19 protein-coding genes are annotated in these 18254 nt (G+C 72.0%); 8 read left to right on the top strand and 11 right to left on the bottom strand.

The window, feature by feature from the left end; all coding sequences use genetic code 11:
* Positions 1–5: 5 nt before the first annotated feature.
* Genes J5Y09_RS11965 through J5Y09_RS11975 form a run of 3 tightly spaced genes read right to left on the bottom strand, consistent with a single transcriptional unit; the run spans position 6 to position 3075 of the window.
* A complete protein-coding gene (locus J5Y09_RS11965) occupies positions 6–1370 on the bottom strand; it encodes a TRAP transporter large permease (protein ID WP_209352019.1) in 1365 nt (454 codons plus the stop codon).
* Complete coding sequence (locus J5Y09_RS11970) at positions 1367–2008, bottom strand: TRAP transporter small permease subunit (RefSeq protein ID WP_209352020.1); 642 nt, start codon at positions 2006–2008, stop codon at positions 1367–1369. Before J5Y09_RS11970 ends, J5Y09_RS11965 begins: the two co-directional genes overlap by 4 nt.
* Positions 2005–3075 (bottom strand): TRAP transporter substrate-binding protein, encoded by a 1071-nt coding sequence (locus J5Y09_RS11975; RefSeq protein WP_209352021.1) that lies wholly within the window; start codon positions 3073–3075, stop codon positions 2005–2007. Before J5Y09_RS11975 ends, J5Y09_RS11970 begins: the two co-directional genes overlap by 4 nt.
* Before the next feature lie 246 nt (positions 3076–3321).
* Between J5Y09_RS11975 and J5Y09_RS11980 the strand changes: the two genes are divergently transcribed.
* From J5Y09_RS11980 to J5Y09_RS12015, 8 genes are all read left to right on the top strand, one after another.
* Entirely contained in the window at positions 3322–3681 is a 360-nt protein-coding gene (locus J5Y09_RS11980) for a hypothetical protein (RefSeq protein WP_209352022.1), read from the top strand.
* 46 nt (positions 3682–3727) lie between these two features.
* Positions 3728–4780, top strand: a complete 1053-nt coding sequence (gene queA / locus J5Y09_RS11985) for a tRNA preQ1(34) S-adenosylmethionine ribosyltransferase-isomerase QueA (protein WP_209352023.1) — start codon at positions 3728–3730, stop codon at positions 4778–4780.
* Complete coding sequence (tgt, locus tag J5Y09_RS11990) at positions 4777–5904, top strand: tRNA guanosine(34) transglycosylase Tgt (protein WP_209352024.1); 1128 nt, start codon at positions 4777–4779, stop codon at positions 5902–5904. The genes queA and tgt overlap by 4 nt, the downstream gene beginning before the upstream one ends.
* Positions 5901–6374: a preQ(1) synthase gene (queF, locus tag J5Y09_RS11995; protein WP_209352025.1), complete on the top strand. Its 474-nt coding sequence runs from the start codon at positions 5901–5903 to the stop codon at positions 6372–6374. The genes tgt and queF overlap by 4 nt, the downstream gene beginning before the upstream one ends.
* Positions 6375–6456: 82 nt before the next feature.
* The gene (queG, locus tag J5Y09_RS12000; protein ID WP_209352074.1) at positions 6457–7476 is read left to right on the top strand and encodes a tRNA epoxyqueuosine(34) reductase QueG; all 1020 of its coding nucleotides are present in this window, start codon (positions 6457–6459) and stop codon (positions 7474–7476) included.
* Positions 7473–8177, top strand: a complete 705-nt coding sequence (gene queC, locus J5Y09_RS12005; protein WP_209352026.1) for a 7-cyano-7-deazaguanine synthase QueC — start codon at positions 7473–7475, stop codon at positions 8175–8177. Before queG ends, queC begins: the two co-directional genes overlap by 4 nt.
* Positions 8174–8731 (top strand): VUT family protein, encoded by a 558-nt coding sequence (locus tag J5Y09_RS12010; protein ID WP_209352027.1) that lies wholly within the window; start codon positions 8174–8176, stop codon positions 8729–8731. The genes queC and J5Y09_RS12010 overlap by 4 nt, the downstream gene beginning before the upstream one ends.
* Complete coding sequence (locus J5Y09_RS12015; RefSeq protein ID WP_209352028.1) at positions 8728–9387, top strand: type 1 glutamine amidotransferase; 660 nt, start codon at positions 8728–8730, stop codon at positions 9385–9387. The genes J5Y09_RS12010 and J5Y09_RS12015 overlap by 4 nt, the downstream gene beginning before the upstream one ends.
* A gap of 4 nt (positions 9388–9391) precedes the next feature.
* Here J5Y09_RS12015 and J5Y09_RS12020 read toward each other — a convergent pair whose 3' ends face one another.
* The 8 genes from J5Y09_RS12020 to J5Y09_RS12055 form a co-directional block, all read right to left on the bottom strand.
* The gene (locus J5Y09_RS12020; protein ID WP_209352029.1) at positions 9392–10357 is read right to left on the bottom strand and encodes a tripartite tricarboxylate transporter substrate binding protein; all 966 of its coding nucleotides are present in this window, start codon (positions 10355–10357) and stop codon (positions 9392–9394) included.
* 63 nt (positions 10358–10420) lie between these two features.
* Positions 10421–11383, bottom strand: coding sequence for a substrate-binding domain-containing protein (locus J5Y09_RS12025; RefSeq protein ID WP_209352030.1), 963 nt, complete (start codon positions 11381–11383; stop codon positions 10421–10423).
* Complete coding sequence (locus J5Y09_RS12030) at positions 11380–13515, bottom strand: xanthine dehydrogenase family protein molybdopterin-binding subunit (RefSeq protein ID WP_209352031.1); 2136 nt, start codon at positions 13513–13515, stop codon at positions 11380–11382. Before J5Y09_RS12030 ends, J5Y09_RS12025 begins: the two co-directional genes overlap by 4 nt.
* On the bottom strand, positions 13512–13979 hold the full coding sequence (locus J5Y09_RS12035; RefSeq protein ID WP_209352032.1) for a (2Fe-2S)-binding protein: 468 nt from the start codon (positions 13977–13979) through the stop codon (positions 13512–13514). Before J5Y09_RS12035 ends, J5Y09_RS12030 begins: the two co-directional genes overlap by 4 nt.
* Positions 13980–13986: 7 nt before the next feature.
* Positions 13987–14952 carry a tripartite tricarboxylate transporter substrate binding protein gene (locus J5Y09_RS12040; protein ID WP_209352033.1) on the bottom strand — a complete coding sequence of 322 codons (966 nt, stop codon included), beginning with the start codon at positions 14950–14952 and terminating at the stop codon, positions 13987–13989.
* 61 nt (positions 14953–15013) lie between these two features.
* A complete protein-coding gene (locus J5Y09_RS12045) occupies positions 15014–15751 on the bottom strand; it encodes a proteasome-type protease (protein ID WP_209352034.1) in 738 nt (245 codons plus the stop codon).
* 18 nt (positions 15752–15769) lie between these two features.
* The gene (locus tag J5Y09_RS12050) at positions 15770–16711 is read right to left on the bottom strand and encodes an alpha-E domain-containing protein (protein WP_209352035.1); all 942 of its coding nucleotides are present in this window, start codon (positions 16709–16711) and stop codon (positions 15770–15772) included.
* Entirely contained in the window at positions 16711–18162 is a 1452-nt protein-coding gene (locus J5Y09_RS12055; protein ID WP_209352075.1) for a circularly permuted type 2 ATP-grasp protein, read from the bottom strand. The genes J5Y09_RS12050 and J5Y09_RS12055 overlap by 1 nt, the downstream gene beginning before the upstream one ends.
* Positions 18163–18254 lie beyond the last annotated feature (92 nt).

Genomic DNA, 18254 nt, shown 5'->3' on the forward strand with positions numbered 1-18254 from the left:
TCGGTTCAGGCCATGAGGGCGGGCAGCCAGAGGGCAAGGCCGGGGAAGATCATGAGCAGGATGACGGCGAGAAGATAGACGCCGAGGAAGGGCAGCACGCCGACGAAGACGTCGGTGATAGGCCCGGGGCGTTTTCGCATCCCCTGCAGCACGTACATCACCGTGCCGTCGGGTGGGCTGATCTGCGCGATCTCGACCAGCATGGTCACGATCACGCCGAACCAGATGGGATCGTAGCCGAGGGCGACGACGATCGGGAACACCACGGGCACGGTGGTGATGATCATGGAGAAGCCCTCCATGAAGGTGCCGAGCGCGACATAGAGCGCGATGATGCAGAGCATGATCCCCCAGGGCGGGATCGGCAGCCCCGCGATCATGCCCGCCAGCGCCTGCGGCACGTTGATCGTCGTCAGGATGTAGTTGAGCAGGTAGGCGCCGAACAGGATCAGGCCGAGCAGCGCCGTGTTGCGCGCCGTCGCCTCGGCGCTCGCGTTCAGCATGCGGAAGGTCAGGCGGCCCTCGAAGGCGGCGAAGACGGCGGCACCGACCACGCCGAGTGCCGCGGCTTCCGTCGGCGTGGCGAGCCCGCCATAGATCGAGCCCAGCACGAGCAGGATCAGCAGCAGCGTCGGCACCAGGTCGGCCAGCGCGCGCAGCTTCATCGCCAGCGGCAGGCGCGCGGGCTTCTCCATCGGGTGCGTCAGCCCGTGCGCCAGGATCACCAGCAGGAACAGCCCCGTCACCAGCAGCGCCGGGATCAGCGCCGCGATGTACAGCGCACCGACCGAGGTCTCGGTGATCAGCCCATAGATGATGAAGGTGATGCCCGGCGGGATCAGGTTGCCGAGCGCCCCGCCGGCGGCGAGCGAGCCCAGCACCATGCGCTGGTTGTACTTGGTGTCCTGGAAATAGGGCAGCGCGACGGATCCCATCGTCGCCGCCGTGGCGACCGACGACCCGCTGATCGCCGAGAACACGGCGCAGGAGACGATGTTGGTGTGCAGCAGCCCCCCCGGCATGCGGTTGAGCCACACGTTCAGCGCGCGATAGAGCCGGTCCGACAGCCCCGCCCGCAGCAGGATCTCCCCCATCAGCAGGAACAGCGGCACGGCGACGAGCACGAAGTTGGACGACGGCGCCCAGAGCGTCTGGCCGAGGAAGGTCCACCACGGCCGGTCGGAGAACATGAATCCCGTCAGCACGCCGAGCACGCCGAGCACGGCGGCGATGTAGACGCCCGAGCCGAAGAAGACGAGGAACACCGCCATCAGCATCAGGATCTCGGGGATCGGCAGCGCCTGCCCCGTGGTGGCGGCGGCGAAGATGGTCACGCCGAGCAGCCCGACCAGGAAGACGATGGCGATCATGGGCGCGGGGCCTCGCCTTCATGCGCCATGGCGACGGCTTCCAGCGCTTCCTCCGTCTCGTCCTCCAGCGTGCGGGACCCGAGCAGCCCGTCGAGCGCCGCCCCCTGCCCCGCCACCAGCGCCAGCACGGCTTCGAGCATCAGCACCATGCAGGCGAGCACGAAGGCCGAGATGCCGAAGGCCCAGATGCCCTGCGGCCAGATCAGCTGGATGCGCAGCGCGGAATTGTCGTGCGCGTCGAACAGCGCGCTTTCGTCCACCAGTTCCCAGGCCGACCAGGCGAACAGCACGCCGAGCGCGCCGAGCAGCAGCAGCGCCAGCAGGTGCAGCGGCGCCCGCACCCGGACCGGCCAGCGATTGGCGAAGACATCGACGCGGATATGCGCGCGCCGGAACAGCGTATGCGCCAGCGCCCAGGAAATCCCGCCCGCCAGCAGGTAGCCCGTGATCTCCACCGTGGCCTGGGAGGAGAAGCCGAGGAAGGTGCGGGCGAAGATGTCGAAGGTGATGAAGAGCGCGCCCGCGATGTAGGCCCAGCCGGCGAGATGCGCCATCACCGTCGCCACCGCCGCGACCGCGCGCCGTGTGGCGCGGGCCGCGCGCAGCGGCGCCGGGACGGGCCCGATCGCGCCGCTCACCCGCCGAAGCGCACGCCGGAGATCGGGGCGATCACCTCGTTGTAGACCTCCCCGCAGCGCGCGCCGCAGCGGCGCACCCAGCCGGGCAGCACCACCTCGCGGAAGATGCGCCGCGCCTCGGCGCGGTCGGCATCCGTCGCGGGGACTTCCGTCATGGGCCGGGCGGCGACGGTGTGGATGCGGCATTCCGCGGTGCGGCCGATGTTGCAGTCGATGCCGTCGCGCGTCGCCGCGGCGCCGAGCGCCCATTGCGCGTCCGACACCTCCTTCATCGTCGCCTCCAGGAAGGCGCGCACCGGCGGGTCGAGCCGGTTCCACCAGTTCAGGTTCACCATGTAGCCGGCCACGGCCCAGGAAACCGGCAGGGCGGAGATGTGCGTCGTCACCTCCGGCCAGCGCGCCGCGGCACCGGAGCCCGAGCCGGTGATGGCGCAGTCGACCACGCCGCGTTCCAGCGCCGAATAGACTTCCGGGAAGCCGATGCTGACCGGCTGGGCGCCGAGGGTGTTGAAGAAGTCGACCAGCGAGTTGCCGAAGGTGCGGATGCGCCGCCCGCGCAGGTCGGCGAGGGTGGTGAAGGGCGCGCGGCAGAACACCACCTGCGCGGGGAACGGGTAGAGTGCCACGAGCCGCGTGCCGAAGCGCTCCAGGTCGCGGTTGGCGGCGGGGATGATGGCTTCGGCGATGCGCTGCGCGTCGCGGATGTCGGGGGCGAGGCCCGCGAGGTCGACACCGTCCAGGATCGGCACGTCGCCCGACAGCGTCGTCAGCGTCCCGGCGCCGATCTCGACCTGGCCGGAGCGGACGAGACGGACGATCTCGTTGCCCGCGAGGTTCCGTTCCGCGTGCGTTGCGAGCGTGACCTGGATGCGCCCGTTGCTGCGCTGCGCCGTCGCGTCGCGCAGGATCGGCTGGTCGACGCGCGTGTATTGCGGCTGGGTCGGCAGGGGCTGCGTCACGGCCACGATGCGCACCGGCGGCCCGGCGGGAAGGCTCGGCGCCTGCGCCAGGGCGGGAAGGGAAGCGGCCGTGGCCATGGCGAGGCCGGCCATCATGCGTCGCAGCATCGCGAACTCCTCCTGTTGCGCGGGGCCGCGTCTGGCGCGCGGCCACCGTTCCGGCACTCGACCACGCGCGGGCGGGGGCGTCGAGGGGGCCGCGTTGGCGCATCGGGCGGCGATGCGGCGCCGGGTGCCCGCGCGAATGGCAGGACGGGGGCCCGATGCCGCCATGGGCGGCAGGCGTGTTTGCGGATGCGGATCGGCCCGGCGCCGGTCTAGGCTCACCCCGGCGTGATGCCCCGGAGACCGCCCATGCGCAGCGTGATCCTCCTGCTCCTGGCCCTCGGCCTGCTCGCCCCGAGTGCCCAGTCCCAGACGACCAGCTTCGACGGAACCTGGCTCGGCCGCGGGACGCTGCTGCGTGGCCAGGCCTCGAGCCGCTGCGGAGACGCTGAACGCAACGGCCGGCTGACCATCCAGGGCGGCGTCCTCAACATCGAATACAGCACGCGTGACAATGTCCGCTTTTCCGGGCCTGTCGCGGCGGATGGCAGCTTCGACATCCATTTCGGGCAGCACCGCTTCTTCGGCCGGATCGCAGGCGGGGCAATGACGGCGCAGTACGCGCACCCCATCTGCGTCCGGGACTGGCAGTTCCGCCGCGGCGGCTGACCGCGGCCGGTTGCGCCGCGGCGCGGCGCGGGCTACCCGCCCGCCCGTGTCCGATGCCCTCCGCACCGCCGATTTCGACTTCGACCTGCCCGATGGCCTGATCGCCCAGGAACCGGCGCGGCCGCGCGATGCCGCGCGGATGCTGGTCGTCGCGGGCGGCGGGCCGCGCGATGCCGGCGTGCGCGACCTGCCGGCCATGCTGCGCCCCGGCGACGTGATGGTGGTGAACGACACCAAGGTCATCCCTGCGCGCCTGCATGCCAGGCGCGGGGAAGCGCGCATCGAGGTCATGCTGAACCGGTCCGAGGGCGGCGGCATCTGGCACGCGCTGGTGCGCAACGCGCGTCGGCTGCGCGCAGGGGACGTGATCGCCGTCGAAGGCGCGGAGACCTGCACCGCGAAGGTGCTGGAAGCGCCGGAAGGCGGGGCCGTGCGGCTCGACTTCGGGCCGGACCCGGCCCCCCTCGCCGCCGCGCTGGAACAGGCGGGGGAAGTGCCGCTGCCCCCCTACATCGCCCGTCCCGAAGGTCCGCGCGGCGCGGACCGGGAGGACTACCAGACCATCTTCGCCGCCCGCCCCGGCGCCGTCGCCGCGCCCACCGCGAGCCTGCACTTCACCCCCGCCCTGCTCGACGCCGTATCCGCCGCGGGCGTGGCACGGGCGACCGTCACGCTGCATGTCGGCGCCGGTACCTTCCTGCCGATGCGCGCGGAGGATCCCCGCGCCCATCGGCTGCACGCCGAATGGGGGGAGGTGACGGAGGAAGCGGCATCCGCCATCAACGCCGCGCGCGCGGCGGGCGGGCGGATCGTCGCCATCGGCACCACCGCGCTCCGCCTGCTGGAAAGTGCCGCGGCGGAGGACGGGACGATCCTTCCCTTCCGCGGCCTGACCGACCTGTTCCTGTTGCCCGGCCACCGCTTCCGGACCGCAGACCTGCTCATGACGAACTTCCACCTGCCGAAGAGCACGCTGTTCATGCTGGTCTGCGCCTTTTCCGGCACCGACCGGATGAAGGCGGCCTATGCGCATGCGGTCGCGCAGGGCTACCGCTTCTACTCCTATGGCGACGCCTCCCTGTTGGAACGCGCGGCATGACCCTTCACTGGCAACATCGCGCGCAGGACGGCGCGGCGCGCGCCGGCGTGCTGATGACCGCGCATGGGGAAGTGCCGACGCCGGTCTTCATGCCCGTCGGGACCGCCGGCACGGTGAAGGCCATGACGGCGGACGCGGTGCGCGCGACCGGCGCGCGCATGGTGCTCGGCAACACCTACCACCTGATGCTGCGCCCGGGGGCCGAACGCGTCGCGCGGCTGGGCGGGCTGCACCGGATGATGGATTGGCAGGGGCCGATCCTGACCGATTCCGGCGGCTTCCAGGTCATGTCGCTGTCCGGCCTGCGCCAGATGGACGAGGGCGGCGTCACCTTCCGCAGCCATGTCGACGGCTCCAAGCATCGCCTGACGCCCGAGCGCAGCGTCGAGATCCAGCGCCTGCTGGGTGCGGACGTGACCATGTGCCTCGACGAATGCACGCCCTTCCCGGCGACGGAGCAGCAGGCGGCGGATTCCATGCGCCTGTCCATGCGCTGGGCGGCGCGCTGCCGCGAAGCCTTCGTGCCGCGCGACGGGCACGGCCTGTTCGGCATCGTCCAGGGCAGCACCTTTCCCCACCTGCGCGCGGAAAGCGTGGATGCGCTGACGCGGATCGGCTTCGAGGGCTACGCCGTCGGCGGCCTCGCGGTCGGCGAGGGGCAGGAGGCGATGTTCTCCGTGCTGGAAGCGACCTGCCCCCTGCTGCCACCCGACAGCGCCCGCTACCTGATGGGCGTCGGCACGCCGGCCGACCTGGTGGGCGCGGTCGCGCGGGGCGTCGACATGTTCGACTGCGTCATGCCGACGCGGTCGGGCCGCACGGGGCGCGCCTATACCCGGCGCGGCGTGCTCAACATCCGCAACGCGCGGCATGCGGACGATCCCTCCCCGCTCGACCCGGATTGCGGCTGCCCGGCGTGCCAAAGGCATTCCCGCGCCTATCTCCATCACCTGTTCAAGGCAGGGGAGATGCTCGGGCCGATGCTGCTGACCTGGCACAACATCCAGTACTACCAGGACCTGATGGCGGAGCTCCGCCAGGCGATCCTGCAGGGCACCTTCGCGGCGACGGTCGCGCGCATCGAGGCCGGTTGGCGCGAAGGCGAACAGGAGAAGGCGGCATGAGCGGCGGACCCGACCACGAATATCACGGCCTGACGCAGCTCGGCCGTCAGACGGCGATGCCCGCGAACCCCGAGGAGGCCGTGCTGGAACGCGTGCGCGCGCCCCATCCCGGCCTGCGCTACTGCGTGCGCTTCACGGCGCCGGAATTCACCTCGCTCTGCCCGCTGACCGGCCAGCCGGATTTCGCCCACCTCGTCATCGACTACGTGCCCGCCGACTGGATCGTGGAGAGCAAGTCGCTCAAGCAGTACCTCGCCGCCTTCCGCAACCACGGCGCCTTCCACGAGGCCTGCACGCTCGACATCGCGCAGCGGCTGGTGGGCCTGCTCTCGCCCGTCTGGCTGCGCATCGGAGGGTATTGGTATCCGCGGGGCGGAATCCCGATCGACGTGTTCTGGCAGTCCGGAACGCCGCCCGAGGGCGTCTGGATTCCGGCGCAGGAGGTGCAGCCCTATCGTGGGCGCGGCTGACGCCAGCCGGAGGGGCGTCGCCCCTCCAGACCTCCCCACCAAAGGCCGAAAGGCCTTTGGAAACCATGAGCCGCGGGAAACCATCAGGCAGCACGCGCTGGGGCTGGGGTTCGATGCCGTGGGGTTCGCGCGCGCGCATCTGGCACCGGAGGCGCGCGCGCGGTTGATGCATTTCCTGGCCGAAGGCCGGCATGGGTCGATGGGGTGGATGGCGGACCGCGCGGAACAACGCGCACACCCGCGGGCGCTCTGGCCGGAGGCCGTCTCGGTCGTCGCGCTCGGGCTGAACTACGGGCCGGAGACGGACCCGCTCGAAAGCCTGAACCACCGCGACCGCGCGACGGTCAGCGCCTATGCCCAGGGCCGCGACTACCACGACGTTGTGAAGAAGCGGCTCAAGGCGCTTGGCCGGTGGATGAGCGAGACCTGGCCGGGCAGCGGCATCAAGGTGTTCGTGGACACCGCGCCGGTGATGGAGAAACCACTCGCCCAGGCGGCCGGCCTCGGCTGGCAGGGCAAGCACACCAACCTCGTCTCCCGCACGCATGGCTCCTGGCTGTTCCTCGGCGAGGTCTTCACCACCCTCGACCTGGGCGCCGACGGGGGCGAGGTCGACCATTGCGGGTCCTGCCGCGCCTGCCTCGATGCCTGCCCGACCGCGGCCTTCCCCGCGCCCTACGAGTTGGATGCGCGGCGCTGCATCTCCTACCTCACCATCGAGCATCGCGGGCCGATCGACCCGGCGCTGCGGCCGCTGATGGGCAACCGCATCTATGGCTGCGACGACTGCCTGGCCGTCTGCCCCTGGAACAAGTTCGCCCGCGCGCACAGCGAGCCCGCCTTCGCGCCGCGCGACGCGCTGCGCGCGCCGCTTCTCGCCGACCTGGCCGCGCTGGACGACGCCGCCTTCCGCGCCATGTTCTCGGGCAGCCCGGTCAAGCGCATCGGCCGGGACCGCTTCGTGCGGAATGTCATGATCGCGATCGGCAATTCGGGCGACCCTGCGCTGCGGCCCGTGGCACAGGCGCGGGCGGAGGACGCCGACCCGGTGGTTGCGGATGCCGCGCGCTGGGCTGCGCAGAGGCTGGAGGACTCGCCATGAGGGACGATGCCGCGCTCGTGCTGTTCAGCGGCGGGCAGGATTCCGCCACCTGCCTCGCCTGGGCGCTCGACCGCTTCGCGCATGTGGAAACGCTTGGCTTCGACTACGGCCAGCGCCATGCGGTGGAACTGACCGTGCGCGGGGCCTTCCGCGAGGCCGTGGCCGCGCTCGACCCCGGCTGGGCGGCGCGGCTCGGGCCCGACCACCTGCTGCGCCTGGATGCGCTGGGGGAGGTGTCGGAGACGGCGCTGACGCGCGAGGCCGAGATCACCATGACGGAGGACGGCCTGCCGAGCACCTTCGTCCCTGGCCGCAACCTGCTGTTCCTCACCTTCGCGGCCGCGCTGGCGTATCGGCGGGGGATCCGCCGCATCGTCGGCGGCATGTGCGAGACGGACTATTCCGGCTACCCCGACTGCCGCGACGACACGATCAAGGCGCTGCAGGTCGCGCTGAACCTCGGCATGGACCGCCGCTTCGTGCTGGAGACGCCGCTGATGTGGCTGTCCAAGGGCGAGACCTGGCGGCTGGCGGAGCGGCTGGGCGGCGAGGATCTCGTCGCCGCGGTGGTCGAGCATACCCATTCCTGCTATCTGGGCGACCGATCCCACCGCCACCCCTGGGGCTTCGGCTGCGGCACCTGCCCGGCCTGCGAATTGCGCGCCAGGGGCTGGGCGGATTTCGTCTCGGAGCGGCTATGACACTCACCCCGCGCGCGGAAGGCGTGCTCGCGCTGGTCGGCTTCGGCCTGTGCATCCCCGCGGCCAATTGGCTGATCGGCAATGCCGGCACGGTCTGCGTCCCGAACGGCCCCTGCCTCGTGCCCGTGGCACCCGGGCTGATGGCGCCGTCCGGCGTGCTCATGATCGGCCTCGCGCTGGTGCTGCGGGACCTGGTGCAGCGGCGGCTCGGCCTGGGCTGGGCGGCGGGCGCGGTGCTGGCGGGTGCCGCGCTCTCGGCCTTCCTCGCACCGCCGGCGCTGGTCATCGCCTCCGCCGTCGCCTTCCTGCTGAGCGAGCTGGCCGACCTTGGCGTCTACACGCCGCTGCAGCGGCGCGGCCTTGTCCTGGCCGTGGCGGCGAGCGGCGCGGTCGGGCTCGTGGTGGACAGCGTGGTGTTCCTCTGGCTCGCCTTCGGCAGCCTCGACTACCTGGCGGGCCAGGTGGTGGGGAAGGCGTGGATGGTGGTGCTCGCCCTGCCGCTGGTGCACCTGCTGCGCCGGCGCGACGCGCGGCTGGGGATCGAGCCGGCATGATCGCGGGCCGCCGCGTCCTCATCGTCCGCAATTCGGAGACCGCGCCGGAAGGCGCCTTCGGCGACTGGCTGGCGGAAGGCGGGGCGCGCATCGAGGTGACGCGCGGGGAGGACCTCCCGGCGCGGGAAGATGCGGCGCGGGCGGCCGACCTCGTCGTGCTACTCGGCTCCCCGCACGGGGTCTACGACACGCACATCCCCTGGGTCGCGGCGCAGCGCGGCATCGTCGCGCGGCTGGCCGAGGCGGGGCGCCCCATCATCGGCATCTGCTTCGGCGCGCAGATGCTGGCGGCCGCGACCGGCGGCCATGCGGAGCCGATCGGCGAGGGCCGCGCCTTCCTCGGCGTGTTTGCCAATGAGGAAGCGGCCGACGAGCGCTTCCGCGGCCCCTTCGTGCGCTGGCATGGCGACCATTTCGCGGTGCCGCCGGGCGCCGAGGTGATCGCGCGCGACGGCGGCACGGTGCAGGCATTCCGGCAGGCCAACCGCATCGGCGTGCAGTTCCATCCGGAGGCGACGGCGGAGATCGTGAAGGGCTGGGTCGCCCGCTTCGCCGACCGGGTGGACGGGCCGGCGGTGCTGGCGGCGGCGGAGCGGATCGCCCCGCCGCACGCGCTGTACGAGGAGCTGGTGCGGAGCGCGCTCGCGCCCCGCTGACCGGTCAGTCGGCGCGGATGTTGTTCGCGCGGACCACCTCGCCCCACTTCGCCACTTCGCGCGCGAGGAAGGTCGCGAGCTCGCCGGGGCTGGAGGCGACGAGGCGGGCCTGCTGCACCTCCTGCATCGTCGCGCGCACCCGTTCCTCGTTCAGCGATTCCTTCAGCGCCGCGTTCATGCGCGACACGGCGTCCTGCGGCGTGCCGTGCGGGGCGAAGACGCCCCACCAGGCCTCGGCCTCCAGCCCCGCGAGCCCGGCTTCGGCGACGGTCGGCAGGTCGGACAGCGCGGGCAGGCGCTGCGGGCCGAACTGCGCGAAGGTGCGCAGCGTGCCCGACCGCGCATGCGGATGCACCACGGCGGCCGAGCCGATCATCATGTCGGTATGGCCCGCCACCGTGTCGTTCACGGCAAGCCCGCCGCTGCGATAGGGCAGGTGCGTGATGCGCGTGTTCGTCCGCCCCTGCAGCAGCACCATCGTCAGGTGCCCGATCGTGCCGTTGCCGGTCGAGCCGAAGGACACGGCATCCGGCCGCGCGCGCGCCGCATCCACCACATCCGTGATCGAGCGGAACGGCTTGTCCGGCTTGCAGGCCAGCACATAGGGCGCGCCGCCGATCAGCATGACGGGGTCGAGGTCGCGATCCGGGTTGAAGGGCAGTTGCGGCAGCAGGGCGGCCAGCGTCGCGTGGCTGTCGAAGGTCAGCAGCCAGGTCAGGCCATCCGGCCGCGCCTTGGCGACGGCATCCGTGCCGATCGCGCCCGCGGCGCCGCTGCGGTTTTCCACCACCACCGGCGCGCCCAGCCGCTGCGTCAGCCCCGGCGCGACAAGCCGCGCGACGGCATCGGTCGATCCGCCCGGCGCGAAGGGCACGATGATGCGGATGGCGGTGCCCTGCGCGCGCAGCGCGGGGGCGGCAAGCGTGGCGGCGGCCGCGCCGAGGGCGAGGCGGCGGGTGATGCGGGTCATCTGGCGTTCTCCCGGGTGGTCTTGCCCCGAGTGATGCGGCGGGCCGGCGCCCGGCGCAACCCCTCAGGCGGCGTCGATCAGGTCGAGCACGGAAGGGTGGAACAGCGCCTCCGGCGCGATCGGCTGCGCGGCAAGCCCGTCATCCACGGCGAAGCGGATCATGGCCGCGATCTCGTCCCGGTTGCGGGCGAAGCCATAGGGCCAGGGATTGCCGCCCATGGCGGCGATCTGCGCCTCTGCCTCCGCCGCGATCCAGGGCAGGGAGACGCGCAGCACGTTCACCAGGCGCAGTTCCTCGATGGACGCCTTCTTCGCCGCGGCGAAGGCGCGGAACAGTTCGACCGGCAGCCAGGGATGCCGTTCCGCCACATCCTTCCGCACGGCGAGGCAATGCATGATGGGGAAGAAGCCGGTCTTGCCGAACCACGCCTCCTCCTCCGCCCGCGTGTCGGGCCAGAGCCGCGCGACGGGCGCGCTGCCGTCGAGGAAGCAGCGCGGCGGGCGCGGGCCGATCAGCGCGTCGATCTCGCCGGCGGCGAGTGCGGCCTCGAGGTCGCGGCCGAGCGGCTTCACGTCGAAGCCCGCCGGCAGCGTGATCGCCACGCGCTCCCCGCCCGTGCGCCAGGCGATGCCCTTGGTGTCCACGCCGTACTGTTCGCGCAGGAAGCCGCGCACCCACAACGCCGCGGTCTGCTGGTATTCCGGCAGGCCGATGGTGCGGCCCGCGAGGTCCGCCGCGGAGCGGATGCCGCGGTCGGTGCGGACATAGACCGCGGAATGGCGGAAGGCGCGGGAGAGGAAGACCGGCACGCCGACATAGGGGCTGTCGCCCCGCGCGGTGGTGACGATGTGGCTGCCCATCGACAATTCGCTGACGTCGAACGCGCGGTCGCGCAGCGCGCGGCGGAAGATGTCCTCCGGCTCCCCGGGCAGGAAGGTGATGTCGCAGCCCGGCACGCGGAAGCGCCCATCCATGAGCGGCCGCGTGCGGTCGGAGGAAGTGCAGGCGAGGGTGAGGCTGATCATGTCGCGGCGAGATTGTCCGGCGTGAAGGGCATTTCGCGCGGGCGGATGCCGAGCGCGTCGTGGATGGCGTTGGCGATGGCGGCGATGGTCGGCGCGAGGCTCGCCTCCCCCGCGCCGAGCGGCGGCGCCTCGGGGCGAGCGATCAGCCGCGTCTCGACCGTCGGCACCTCGGAGAAGCGGAGGATCGGGTAGCTCTCCCACTCGTCCGACGTCACGGCACGGCGGTCGAACTCGACGCGTTCCTTGAGCGCCATGGACACGCCGTGGATGGCGCCGCCTTCGTACTGGTTGATGACGCCGTCGGGGTTGATCGCCTCCCCCACATCGGCGGCGATCCAGAGGCGGCGGCAATAGATCTGATCGAGCGCCTCGACCTCCGCCGCCACGGCGCAATAGGCGCCGGTGTTCTTGTAGCGGGCGTAGGCGAGACCGAGGCCGAAGCCCTCCCGCTTCGTCCGCTGCCGCCAGCCGCACATCTCGGCCGCCAGCGCCAGCACGTCGCGCCCGCGCGCATCGTCCAGCTGCGCGAGGCGGAACTCGAGCGGATCGCGCCCGGCCATCGCGGCGAGCTCGTCCATCACCGACTCGATCGCGAAGACATTGGCCGGCGCGCCCAGCCCGCGCAGCGCGGAACAGCGCAGCGGCATCCGCGCGATGCGCGTCACGCCCACCGTCAGGCGCGGGATGCGATAGGCCGGCACCGCGTTGCGCTGCGCGCCCCCGCCCGCGGCGAGCGGCGGGTTGATCGCGTTGGGGATGGCGCGCGGCGGGTCCATGTATTCCACGGCCCGGAGCGTCGGCGACGGGTTGCGCCCGGGGCGGGAGGAATGGCCGTGGCTCGTCACCTCCTCCCGCCACGAAGCGATGCGACCCTCGGCGTCGAGCGAGGCCTCGATGTCGACCAGCATGGCGGAGGAGACGGGCGCCCAGGCGAGTTCCTCGGCGCGCGTCCAGAGCAGCCGCACCGGCCGCCCCGGCGCGGCGCGCGCGGCGAGCGCGGCATCGAGCGCGACGTCGTCCGCGCCATTGTGCCCGTAGCACCCCGCGCCTTCGACGTGATGGACGAGGATCGCGGCCTCCTCCATCGCGAGCGCCTTCGCGAGGTCGGCGCGGAGGTTGTAGATGCCCTGGGAGTGGCTCCAGACCTCCAGCGTGCCGTCCCGCCAGCGCGCGACGGCGCAGCATGTGCCGATCGACGCATGCGCGACATAGGGGCGGAAGAAGCTCGCGCGCAGCGTCCGCGCCGTCTCGCCGGCGGCGTCGTCGCGCTCGGCGACGACCTCGCGGTCGCCCTGCTCGGCGCGCAGCCAGGCGGGGAGGTCATGGGCGGGCGGGAGGCTGTCCTCGGCCTCCCAGCGCGCACGGGCGGCGAGGCGTTCCGCGGCGCGCTCCGCCGCGTGCTCCTCCTCGGCCAGCACGGCCAGGAACGAGCCGTCGCGCGCGAGCGTCACGCCATCCGCCAGCGCGCCGTCATCGAGCGCGACGAGCCGCGCGCGCCGCGCCGGCGGCCGCACCACGCGCGCATGCAGCATCCCCGGCAGGCGGAGGTCGTGGACGAAGCGCGGCGCGCCGAAGACCTTGTCCGGCAGGTCGAGCCGCGCGGCGGAGGTGCCGGCGATGCGCCGCTCGGAGGCAGGCTTCGGCCGCGCATCGGCTGGCGCCTCGCAGGCGAGCAGCGCGGCGTCGGCCTGCGCCCAGTAGGAGCCGACCTGCCGTCCATCGGGGGCGAGAAAGGCGCCGTCCTCGACGCGCAGCGCTTCCATCGGCACGCCGCTGCGCTGCGCCGCCACCTGCAGGTGGATCGCGCGCGCCGACGCCGCGGCGTGGCGCAGCGCCATGCCGCTTTCCTGCACCGAGAGGCTGCCGGAGGTCACCGCCTCGTTCGGGCTGCCAGGGGTGGAGGCCGCGCGCACCACGACGCGGGCAAGCGCGACATCGAGCTCATCGGCCACGATCTGCGCGAGCGCGGTCAGGATCCCCTGCCCCAGCTCCACCTTGCCCGGCGTGACCGTGACATGCCCCGCGGCGTCGAAGGCGAGCCAGCGGTCGAGCCGGCGGTTGACGTGCAGGCTGCCCGGCAGTTTCGGCCGCTCGTCCTTCCCACCCGTGGCCTGGACATAGGCGAGGTTCATGGCGCGCCCCTCATCTCCGCCGCCGCGCGCCGCACGGCGCGCAGGATGCGGTTGTGGCTGCCGCAGCGGCAGAGATGCCCGTCGAGCGCGTCGCGGATCGCGGGATCGTCCGGGTCGGGATCACGCGCGAGCAGCGCCGCGGCGGCGACCAGGATGCCCGAGAGGCAGAAGCCGCATTGCCCCGCCTGTTCATCAAGGAAGGCGCGCTGCAGCGGATGCGGCGCGTCGGGCGTGCCGAGCCCTTCCACCGTCGTGACGCTGCGCCCCGCGACGGCGCCGAGGTTCAGCGTGCAGGCATGGGCGGGCCGGCCATCGACCAGCACGGCGCAGGCGCCGCATTGTTCCGCGCCGCAGCCGAAGCGCGGCCCGGACAGGCCGAGCGGCCCGCGCAGCGCGTGCAGCAGCGGCGTCGCCTCCGGCAGCTCCGCGCTGGCCGCCGCACCGTTGAGCGTGAAGGCGACCATGCCGGGCTCAATTCGCCTGGATGCGGGCGAGGCGGATGCCCTCGGCCTGGCGCGCGATGTCCTCCCGCAGGAAGCGGTCGAAGGCCTCGACGCTCATGGGGTTCACCAGCGCGCCGGCGCGCTGCTGGGCGGCGCGCGTCGCCTCCAGCCCCATGACGCGGTTGACCTCGGCGGCGATGCGCTCGCGGATCGGCAGCGGCGTCGCGGCCGGCGCCATCAGGCCGAGCCAGATGCTGGCCTCGTAGCCCGGCAGGACTTCCGCGACCGTGGGAATCTCGGGCAGCAGCGGGCTGCGCTGCGGCCCGGTCGTGGCCAGCGCGCGCACGCGCCCGCCGCGCGCCTGTTCGGCCATGGTCGGGATGGCGTCGAACATCATCGGCACCTGGCCGGCGATCAGCGCCGTGCGCGCCTCGTTCGACCCGCGGAAGGGGATGTGCGTGATCTCGATGCCCGCCATGGCGCGGAACACCTCGCCGGCGACGTGATAGGGCGTGCCGGGGCCGGAGGAGGCGTAGTCGAGCCTGCCCGGATTGGCCTTCGCATAGGCGATCAGTTCCTGCACGCTCGACACGTTCAGCGAGGGATGCACCGCCAGCACGTGGTGCGCGACGTTGATGAAGGCGACCGGGGCGAGGTCGCGCATCAGCACATAGGGCCGGTTGGGCAGCAGCGTCTCGTTCGCCGTGTGGGTGTTGGACATCAGCAGCAGCGTATGGCCATCGGGCTGCGCCTTGGCGACGGCGTCGGCGCCGATGGTCCCGCCCGCGCCGGGGCGGTTCTCGATCACCACGCTCTGGCCGAAGGCCTGCTGGAGCGGTTCCTGGAGGAAGCGCGCCGCGACATCGGCCGACCCGCCCAGGCCGAAGGGGACGATGATGCGGATGGGCCGGTTCGGCCAGCCCTGCGCGGCGGCGCCGCGCGCCCCGAGCCCGGCCAGCGCGCCGAGCGCGAGCGTGGTCCTGCGTCCGATCATCTTCTTTCCCTCCCGGTGCGTGGCGCCATTTGTGGCACCGAAGCCGGGACGCGCAAGGGGTTCAGCCCGGCACCCAGTCCGGCACGGGCATGGCGCGATAGGCGTCCCGCAGGCTGTTCGACCAGCCTTCCCGGACCGACCGGAAATACGGCTCGTCCTCCGTGATGCGCTTGCGCAGCGTCACGCGCTGCGTGCCTTCCCGATAGACCAGCAGGTCGAGCGGCATGCCCACGGTGAGGTTCGAGCGCAGCGTCGAATCCATGCTGATCAGCGCGAGCTTCACGCCATCGACCAGCGTGGTGTCGGGGGTCACGACGCGGTCGAGGATCGGCTTGCCGTACTTGTGCTCGCCCACCTGCAGGAACGGCGTGTCGGCCGTCGCCTCGATGAAGTTGCCCGCGGCGTAGATCATGAACAGCCGCTGCGGCTGCCCGCCGATCTGCCCGCCCAGCAGCAGCGCCACGTCGAAGGTGATGCCCTGCGCGCGCAGCGCCGGCCCGTCCGTGTCGAACACCGCGCGCACCGCCTGGCCGGCCAGCTGCGCGGCGCGGAACATGGTGGGGACGTCGCGCAGCGTGTGCAGCTGCCCGTCGAGCCAGACGCCTTCCTGCATCCGGTTCCACACCGCCTGGCTGATGGCGAGGTTGCCGGAGGTGAGCATGGCGACCATGCGTTCCCCGGGGATCTCCTCGACATGCATCTTGCTGAAGGTGGAGATGTGGTCGACGCCCGCATTGGTGCGGGTGTCCGACAGCAGGACGAGGCCCTCGTTCAGGTAGAGCCCCACGCAATAGGTCATGGCGCGCCTCCGCGGCGCTCAGGCCTGCAGGTAGAAGTCCTGGATCTGCCGGCCGAGCTGTAGATTCCGGTCGATGGTAGCGGTCAGGAAGTCGTGCAGACCGCCCGCCATGATATCCTCGATCCGGCCGAAGCGCAGCCTGGCATGCATCTCCCCCGCCAGGCGGTGGCATTCGCCGCGCCGCCCGCCATGGGCGGCGGCGATGCCCTCAAGCGTCTCCTCGATCCGGGCGTAGCAGGCGATCATGGATCGCGGCAGTTCCGGGCGCAGGATCAGCAGTTCCGCGATCCGCCGCGGCTCGAGCCGCGCATGGAACACCCAGTGATAGGCCCGCAGCGCCGAGACCGAGCGCAGGATCGCCTGCCACTGCACATAGGCGACGGCGCCGTCCTGTTCCGCATCCGCGATCGCGTGATGGTGCACGTCGAGCACGCGCGCGGTGTTGTCCGCGCGTTCCATCGTCGTGCCGAGGCGGACGAAGCGCCAGGCTTCCTCGCGCAGCATGGTGTCGGCATAGGCGCCGTTGAACTGGACCGTGCGGCTTTTGACCCAGTCGAGGAAGCCCGGCAGGTTGTCGGGCGCGAAGGTCGCGGCGGTGGTCCGGCGCGCCTCCGACCACGTCTCGTTGACGGCCTCCCACATGTCGACCGTCAGCGCGGTGCGCACCGCCCGCGCGTTGCGCCGCGCCGCCTCGATGCAGGACAGGATCGAGGACGGGTTCGACGGATCGGCCGCGAGGTAGCGCACCACCGCTTCCTGCGTCGGCTCCGCCCCCGTCGCGGCGAAGCCCGGCGCGCAGCCAGAGGCGATCAGCAGGGCCCGCCAGGCGCTGTCGCGCACCGCGGCGTCGCGCGTCAGGCTCGCCATGCGCAGCGCGACCTGCAGGCCGCGGGCATTGTTGCCCGCCCGCTCGATGTAGCGGCCGAGCCAGAACAGGCTGTCAGCGGTGCGGCTCAGCATCAGCCTGCCTCCGCCGGCTTCGGGATGTCGGCGGGATCGTCCTCCAGCACCCAGGTGTCCTTGGTGCCGCCGCCCTGGGAGGAATTGACCACCAGCGAGCCTTCCCGCAGCGCGACGCGCGTCAGCCCGCCGGGGACGATCCGCACCTCCTTCCCGCACAGCACGAAGGGGCGGAGGTCGACATGCCGCGGCGCGATGCCGTTCTCCACCAGCGTCGGCACGGTGGACAGCGAGAGCGTCGGCTGCGCGATGTAGTCGGCGGGCCTGGCACGGATGCGCGCGGCGAATTCGGCGCGCTGTTCGGCCGTGCTGTGCGGGCCGATCAGCATCCCGTAGCCGCCCGAGCCATGCGTCAGCTTCACCACGAGTTCGTCCAGGTGGTCGAGGACATAGGCGCGGTCCTCCTCCCGCTCGCACAGATAGGTGGGGACATTGGCGAGCAGCGGTTCCTCGCCCAGGTAGAAGCGCACCATCTCCGGCACATAGGGGTAGATCGCCTTGTCGTCGGCGATGCCCGCCCCCGGCGCGTTGGCGAGCGCCACGTTGCCCGCCTTGTAGGCCGCCATCAGCCCCGGCACGCCGAGCACGCTTTCCGGGCGGAACACGCGCGGGTCGAGGTAGTCGTCGTCGATGCGCCGGTAGATCACGTCCACGCGCTGCGGGCCCGTGGTGGTGCGCATGAAGACGACGTCGTCCTCGACGAACAGGTCCGGCCCCTCCACCACCTCGACGCCCATCTCGTCGGCCAGGAAGCAGTGTTCGTAATAGGCGCTGTTGTAGGACCCGGGCGTCAGGATCGCGACGCGCGGCAGGCCGCGGCAATTGGGCGGGGCCACGGATTTCAGCGTCTCGAGCAGTTCCTCGGGGTAGTGCCCGACGGGCGCGATCCGGTGGCGCGCGAACAGGTCGGGAAACAGCCGCAGCATCGCCTCCCGCCCCTCCAGCATGTAGGAGACGCCGGACGGCGTGCGGCAATTGTCCTCGAGCACCCAGAATTCGTTCGGCGAAGTGCGCACCACGTCGATGCCGGCGATATGCGTATAGACGCCGCCGGGCGGCACGAAGCCCTTCATCTCCGGGCGGAAGGCCGCGTTGTCGCGCACCAGCCCCGCCGGGATGCGGCCCGCGCGCAGGATCTCCTGCGCGCCATAGACGTCGAGCAGGAACAGGTTCAGCGCCTTGACCCGCTGCACCAGGCCGCGGGACAGCGCCTCCCATTCCGCGCGCGCGAGGATGCGCGGGATGATGTCGAAGGGGATCAGCCGTTCCGGATCGCCGCCTTCGCCATAGACGGCGAAGGTGATGCCGATGCGCTTGAACAGCAGCTCCGCCTCGTGGCGCCGTCGCTCCAGCGCCTCCTGCGGGGCGGAGGCGAGCCAGCGCGCGATCTCGGCATAGGGGCCGCGGACCAGGCCGTCGGTCGTCATCTCGTTGAAGGCTGGGCTGGGCATGGTCACCGGCGAAATATCCTCCAATGGCGAGCCTTGCCGGGGCGGCGCGCCGGACGCAAGGGCGACGGCGGCCCATCCCGCGCCCCGGCCGC

Source organism: Roseomonas nitratireducens (assembly GCF_017813355.1).
GTDB lineage: Bacteria > Pseudomonadota > Alphaproteobacteria > Acetobacterales > Acetobacteraceae > Neoroseomonas > Neoroseomonas nitratireducens.